The sequence below is a fragment of the Mycobacterium sp. genome (assembly GCF_032162105.1).
Lineage (GTDB): Bacteria > Actinomycetota > Actinomycetes > Mycobacteriales > Mycobacteriaceae > Mycobacterium.
The window spans coordinates 1-6,072 of sequence record NZ_JAVRPS010000403.1 but is presented as its reverse complement, the minus strand read 5'-3'; the positions used below and the strand labels follow the sequence as shown (position 1 = coordinate 6,072).

The window sequence follows — 6,072 nt, the reverse complement described above, 5'->3', positions numbered from 1 at the left end:
TCAACTGGCCGCACCGCTACCTGGCGGCAGAGGCCACGGCGGGCAGGGTGGACCGGCGCACCGTGGTCACCGTGCTCACCCACGACCCGAAGTTCGACGTCCCCCTGCTCGATGGGGCGCTGCGACTCGATCTCGCATACGACCGGGCGATGGGGTGGCGGCGCACCCAAAACGACCGCCTGGCCCGCCTCCGCGAAACGGCATGACCGACGTGGAGCTCGCCCGGCTGTGCTCGCCGATCGGGTTGGATCTCGGGGCGCCCACCCCGGATGAGACCGCGGTGTCCATTGCCGCCGGGATCATCGCGCTGCGGTGGGGCGGCGGGGGCGAGCGGTTGATGCGGACCCAGGGGCCGATTCACGCGCATGAGGGAACCCGTTGCTCACGATTGAGTGTGCCGCGGAACCGGTTCCGCCGTTTCGGGCGTCCTTGGCCGCCGGTCAGAGCAGAGTAGGACGTATCAATTGACGCTCCCGGCATTGGAGGCCCGATGCGCATCACTGTCACCGTCGACGGAACGACCTACACGGACGAAGTGGAGCCGCGGCTGCTCCTCGTGCACTACCTGCGTGACCGGCTCGGCAAGGTCGGCACCGTGGTCGGCTGCGACACCAGCAACTGCGGTGCATGCACCGTTCACCTGAACGGCCACAGCGTCAAGTCCTGCTCGGTGCTCGCCGTGCAAGCCGACGGCGGTGACGTCCTCACCGTCGAGGGCCTGTCCCGGGACGGGAAGCTGCACCCCATCCAGGAAGCGTTCCGCGACAACCATGCGTTGCAGTGCGGCTTCTGCACGCCCGGCATGATCATGCAGACGCTCGACCTGCTCGCCGAGGAACCCGATCCGGACGACGAGACGGTGCGGCACGGTCTGGAAGGCAACCTGTGCCGCTGCACCGGGTACCAGAACATCGTGCGCGCGGTGCAGGATGCGGCGCAGAGGCTGCGCGGCGGCGCCACCTCGTCCGGCGACGCTGTGATCAAGGATGCGGCGAAAGCCGAGACGGCCGGGGGTGTGCGATGACCGCCACCGCCCAGCCGGAAATCGGCAGGGCCCGGCTGCGTAAGGAAGACGAGCATCTGATCACCGGCCGCACCCGGTGGACCGACAACCTCGTACTGCCCGGGATGCAGCATCTTGCGATCCTGCGCAGTCCCGTCGCGCACGCTTGCATCACCGGTATCGACACCACCGCCGCGCTCAGCATGCCCGGTGTCGTCGCGATCTTCACCGGCGCCGATCTCGCCGCCGAGCAGGGCAGCCTGCCGTGCGCATGGCCGATCACTGAAGACATGAAGGCGCCGCCTGCACCCTCCCTCGCCGTCGACACGGTGAACTTCGCCGGCGAAGCCGTGGCCGTCGTGGTGGCCCGCGGCGCCTATGAGGCGCACGACGCGCTCGAGAAGATCGACGTCGACTACGACGAACTGCCGATAGTGCTCGATCTCGCGGGCGCGGCCGCCGACGGCGCGGACCTCGTGCACCCGGATCTTGGTACCAACATCAGCGCCACCTGGACCTTCGACTCGGCGGAGGCCGGCACGGGCGGCGACGTCGAACAGGCCATCCGCGAGGCCGAAGTGCTCGTGCAGCGCACCTTCCGCCAGCAGCGGCTCATTCCGGCGTTCATGGAGCCCCGCTCGGTGGTGGTCGACCCGACCGCCGCCCAGATCACTATGTGGTCCGCCACGCAGATCCCGCACATCCTGCGGCTCATGCTGGCGATGACGCTGGACATCCCGGAGCACAAGCTGCGCGTCATCGCCCCGGATGTCGGGGGCGGTTTCGGCGGCAAGCTCCAGGTGACGCCCGAGGAGGTGATCGCACTGCTCGTCGCGCGGCGGCTCGGCAAGCCGGTCAAGTACACCGAGTCCCGGAGCGAATCCATGCTTGCGGCCCACCATGGACGCGACCAGATCCAGAAACTGACGCTTGCCGCCCGCCGCGACGGCACCGTCACCGGCCTGAAGGTGGAACTGCTCGCCGATATGGGCGCCTATCTGCGGCTGGTCAGCCCGGGCATACCGATCCTGGGCGCGTTCATGTTCAACGGCATCTACAAGTTCGGTTCGTATCACTTCACGTGCACCAACGTCTTCACCAACAAGGTGCCCACCGACGCCTATCGTGGCGCCGGACGCCCGGAGGCGACGTTCGCCGTCGAACGGATGATGGACGAACTCGCGGCTGAACTGTCGCTGGATCCGCTCGAGCTGCGGGCCCGGAACTGGATCACCCACGAGGAGTTCCCCTTCGACACGGTCGCTGGCCTGACCTACGACTCCGGCAACTACGAGGCCGCCACCGCGCGGGCGCGGGAGTTGTTCGACTACGACGGGTTGCGGCGCGAGCAAGCCGAGCGCCGCGAGCGCAAGGATCCGGTGCAGCTTGGCATCGGGGTGTCGACGTTCACCGAAATGTGCGGCCTGGCGCCGTCACGCGTACTCGGCTCGCTGGCTTACGGTGCGGGCGGGTGGGAGCATGCGGCGATCCGGATGCTGCCCACCGGCAAGGTCGAGGTGGTTACGGGCGCATCACCACACGGTCAGGGCCATGAGACGGCGTGGAGCCAGATCGTCGCCGACCAGCTCGGCGTCCCGTTCGACGACGTCGAGGTGCTGCACGGCGACACCCAGACTTCGCCGCGCGGCATGGACACCTACGGGTCGCGATCGCTCGCGGTCGGTGGGATCGCGGTGGTGAAGGCGGCCGAGAAGGTGATCGCGAAGGCCAGGCCCTTCGCGGCGCACATGATGGAATGCGCGGAGGACGACCTCGAGTTCACCGGGGGACAGTTCCGCGTGACGGGCACCGACAAGGCCGTCGGGCTCGCCGACGTCGCCCTCGCGGTGTTCGCCGCGCACGACCTGCCCGAGGGTGTCGAACCGAACTTGGATTCCGAGGCCACGTACGACCCGGACAACTTCTCGTTCCCGCACGGCACGCACCTGTGCGCCGCGGAGGTCGACACCGAAACCGGGCAGGTGCGGATTCGCTCCTACGTATGCGTCGATGACATCGGGCACGTGATCAACCCGCTGATTGTGGAGGGGCAAGTGCACGGCGGGCTCGCCCAGGGCATCGCGCAGGCCCTGTACGAGGAGGCCGTGCACGACGAGTCCGGGACCCTACTGTCCGGCTCGTTCGCCGAATACTTGATGCCGTCGGCGGTCGATCTGCCGTCGTTCACCACGGGACGGACCGAAACGCCTGCCACCGGTAACCCGCTCGGAGTCAAGGGGGTTGGTGAGGCGGGCACGATCGCGTCCACTCCGGCCGTGGTGAACGCGGTGCTTGACGCGGTGCGCCATCTCGGGGTGCACGACATCGAAATGCCGTGTTCCCCGATGCGGGTCTGGCACGCCATCCACACCGCCCAGGGAGGTGCCCGATGATTCCGTCGAACTTCGACTACGTAGCCCCGACCACCATCGACGAAGCGGTGGCGGCGCTCGCCGAGGGCGGGGAGGACGCCAAAGTCATCGCCGGTGGGCAGAGCCTGATGCCGGTGCTGCGGCTGCGGCTGGCCGCCCCGACCACCCTCGTCGACCTCAACCGGATCGACGAGCTGCGAGGTGTGCGCGAGGACGGCGACACCCTCGTGATCGGTGCGATGACCACCTACTACGAGGTGCTGCGCAACCCGCTCGTCTACAAGCACGCGCTGCTGCTCGTGGAGGCCACCCGCACCGTCGCGGACCCGCAGATCCGGCACCGCGGCACGCTCGGCGGGGGGCTGGTGCACGCGGATCCGGCGGGCGACCTGTGCGCACCCGTGCTGGCTCTCGACGCCACGCTGACGGCCGTGGGCCCCGCGGGTCGACGCACCATTCCGGTCGCGGAATTCTTCGAGGACTACTTCACCACCGCGCTGCAACCGGACGAAATCCTCGTGGACGTGCGAATCCCGAAGCACACCGACTGGGAGGCACGGTACGAAAAGCTCAACCGGGCCGCGCAGGCCTGGTCGATCGTGGCGGTGGCCGCGACCGTCAAGATTGACGGCGGGGTGATCCGCCAGGCCCGAGTCGCGCTGACCAATATGGCATCGGTGCCGGTGCGGGCCCGCGGTGTCGAGGAGGCGCTGATCGGTCAGGCGGCGAACGGGGAGCTGATCCGGGCGGCGGCCGAGCACGCCGCCGAGGACACCGACCCCATTACCGACGGCAACGCCGACGCCGAGTACCGCAGCCACCTTGCGAAGGTCCTGACGCGGCGGGCCGTGGCGACAGCGGTCGGCGTCTGAAGGATCCCTGTCGACCTGGAAGTCATCTCATGCGATTGGAACACCAACTGTCCGTGCCGGCCCCGATCGACGTGGTGTGGGAGGCACTGCTCGATCCCGAACGGGTGGCACCGTGCGTGCCCGGCGCCACTCTCACAGGGGTCGACGGTGACTCGTTCACCGGCACCGTGAAGGTCAAGGTCGGTCCCATCGTGCTGCTGTACAAGGGCACCGGCACGCTCACCGAGCACGACGAGCAGGCCCGGCGCGCGGTGCTGAAGGCTGCCGCCAAGGACACGCGCGGCAACGGCACCGTCAACGCGACCGTCACCATCACGCTCACCGAGGACGGCGACCACACCACGGGCACCGTGGCCACGAACCTGTCCATCACCGGCAAACCCGCCCAGTTCGGCCGCGGCATGATCTCCGACGTCGGCGGGAAGATCATCGAGCAGTTCGCCGCGTGCCTGTCGGACAAACTCGCCGCGCCGGTGCCGGTCGCTGTCGCGGCACCAGAACCCGAGTCCGTCGGCGAGTCGGCGCCGGAGGCTGAGCCGCTCGATCTGATGCGCTATGCGCGGGGCTCGGCCCTGCAACGGATCGGCCCGGTGGTCGCGGCGGTCGCGGCGGTGGTACTCGCTGTCGCCCTTCTGCGGCACTTACGGTCGCGCGACTGACCCGCCCGAGGCCCCCCGATCCGAGCGAATGTGGCATTGCGTCGGCCTAAACTTGCCCGCCGCCACGGCGCGACGCTGTTCGAATTGCGCTCCGCCCTGGACGATTTCAAACTCCGCGGTGAGCCCGCCCGCGCCGCCCTCAGCTGGTGCCCAGAACTGGCGCGGGCCGAACTGATTCAAACCGACCCGGAACTTGGGTAGTTTGGGCCGCCGTTGCCAGCAGCTTAGGTGAGGATCTGGCGCTTCTTCCTTAGAGGAACCCCTATTGATACCTGGCTTCGGAGTCGTGATCGCCCGACGTGTCTGCGACCTCGCGGCTACGGACGAGCTCCTCGCCTCGAGGACGGTGAAGGACCTGGTGCCCGGTTCCGGGATCGCCTTCGCGGACCGTGGCGTGCACACGCTCAAGGGCGTCCCGGATGACTGGCAGCTGTACGCGGTCTCCGGCTAGATCGGATCCGAGCCCGCGGCGTACGCCTCTAGCGTCTTGTCCGTAGCTCGAGCGCTTCTGATGCCGTCAGCTAACAAACGGGTGACAACGCGTCAACCTGAACACAAATCGCAGTCTCAGCACTGGGAGCCCTACATATGCAGATCTAGACCGCATATCGGCCATCTCAGATGAACGACTTGGCAATAGGTTCACCAACCTCGAAGAAGACGTCGACAGAGTCATGAATTCCCACCCAGAACCGAACTTTCGACGTTCCCGGGTGGCGCCCACTGCGCATCATCCGCGAGAACACCCGCGCCTACCTCGTGGCAAATGCGACCATGTTCGGCCTCTTCTTGGTCGGCTTTACCGTCGGACTGATCTTCCCGCATCTCGCGCAAGATCAGCACGCTCGATTAGACGAGGACGGCACATCGGCTCTCGTCCGGTCACTGATCAACAATCCGTGGCTCTTCGCGCTGACGATCCTCGCGGTGAACGCGGTGAAGATAGGTGCGCTGACCATCGTCCTGCCATCGATGATCGTGCCCTTCGCGGGCATCCCCCTGTTCGCCTACTGGGCCTATACGACCGGAGTGACCCTCGTCCCCGCGACCGACATCGGCTGGGTGGCCCTGATCCCGCACACCCTCACGATCATCATCGAGTTCGAGGCCTACATCCTGCTCGTACTGGGCGCATATCTGCTCGGCAAGAGCTGGATTCGCCCAAA

General features: G+C 67.4%; 5 protein-coding genes and 2 pseudogenes. All 7 read left to right on the top strand.

Translation table 11 applies throughout. The features are described 5' to 3' along the window. A pseudogene (locus QOC69_RS20660) lies at positions 1-454 on the top strand (XdhC family protein); the annotation flags it as partial. 36 nt (positions 455-490) lie between these two features. Beyond that, complete coding sequence (locus QOC69_RS20655) at positions 491-1,024, top strand: (2Fe-2S)-binding protein (protein WP_325714247.1); 534 nt, start codon at positions 491-493, stop codon at positions 1,022-1,024. Further along, positions 1,021-3,396 (top strand): xanthine dehydrogenase family protein molybdopterin-binding subunit, encoded by a 2,376-nt coding sequence (locus QOC69_RS20650; protein ID WP_526443023.1) that lies wholly within the window; start codon positions 1,021-1,023, stop codon positions 3,394-3,396. Before QOC69_RS20655 ends, QOC69_RS20650 begins: the two co-directional genes overlap by 4 nt. Then, a complete protein-coding gene (locus QOC69_RS20645) occupies positions 3,393-4,247 on the top strand; it encodes an FAD binding domain-containing protein (protein WP_526443021.1) in 855 nt (284 codons plus the stop codon). The genes QOC69_RS20650 and QOC69_RS20645 overlap by 4 nt, the downstream gene beginning before the upstream one ends. 29 nt (positions 4,248-4,276) lie before the next feature. Continuing rightward, complete coding sequence (locus QOC69_RS20640) at positions 4,277-4,906, top strand: SRPBCC family protein (RefSeq protein ID WP_526443019.1); 630 nt, start codon at positions 4,277-4,279, stop codon at positions 4,904-4,906. A gap of 286 nt (positions 4,907-5,192) precedes the next feature. After that, complete coding sequence (locus QOC69_RS20635; RefSeq protein ID WP_526443017.1) at positions 5,193-5,357, top strand: hypothetical protein; 165 nt, start codon at positions 5,193-5,195, stop codon at positions 5,355-5,357. A gap of 323 nt (positions 5,358-5,680) precedes the next feature. Next, a pseudogene (locus QOC69_RS20630) lies at positions 5,681-6,072 on the top strand (stage II sporulation protein M); the annotation flags it as partial.

Excerpts from the sequence above, each read along its gene's own strand:
- QOC69_RS20645 (WP_526443021.1), top strand. The coding sequence starts at position 3,393 with ATGATTCCGTCGAACTTCGACTACGTAGCCCCGACCACCATCGACGAA.
- QOC69_RS20650 (WP_526443023.1), top strand. The coding sequence starts at position 1,021 with ATGACCGCCACCGCCCAGCCGGAAATCGGCAGGGCCCGGCTGCGTAAG.
- QOC69_RS20640 (WP_526443019.1), top strand. The coding sequence starts at position 4,277 with ATGCGATTGGAACACCAACTGTCCGTGCCGGCCCCGATCGACGTGGTG.
- QOC69_RS20655 (WP_325714247.1), top strand. The coding sequence starts at position 491 with ATGCGCATCACTGTCACCGTCGACGGAACGACCTACACGGACGAAGTG.